We start from the raw sequence: 242 nt of genomic DNA, 5'->3' as shown, positions 1-242 counted from the left end.
GGTGATGACCGGCGTATTGCGCGCCAGGGCGGATTACTATGGGGCGTTGTTGGTTCTCGACCAGTCCGGCACGCGGGATGGTGCGGATGTGATCTCCATGACGCTGATCGAAAGCGAGTTCGCCGAGGGGCGGGCCTTTGACCTGGGGGCGCATTCACTATGATGACCGTTGACGATCTGGCAGGGCTCGCCAGTCAGGTGTGCCCGATGCATGTGATGATCGATGCCGAGGGCACGGTGAC

General features: G+C 62.0%; 1 pseudogene. It reads left to right on the top strand.

From position 1 onward, the window contains the following. Positions 1–163, top strand: a pseudogene (locus tag R0J92_RS25915) (heme NO-binding protein); the annotation flags it as partial. Between the last annotated feature and the right edge of the window lie 79 nt (positions 164–242).

Source organism: Tritonibacter sp. SIMBA_163 (assembly GCF_046535935.1).
GTDB classification, from domain to species: Bacteria; Pseudomonadota; Alphaproteobacteria; order Rhodobacterales; family Rhodobacteraceae; genus Epibacterium; species Epibacterium scottomollicae.
Note: the sequence above shows the minus strand (reverse complement) of the source record. Positions and strands in the feature narration are given on the sequence as shown.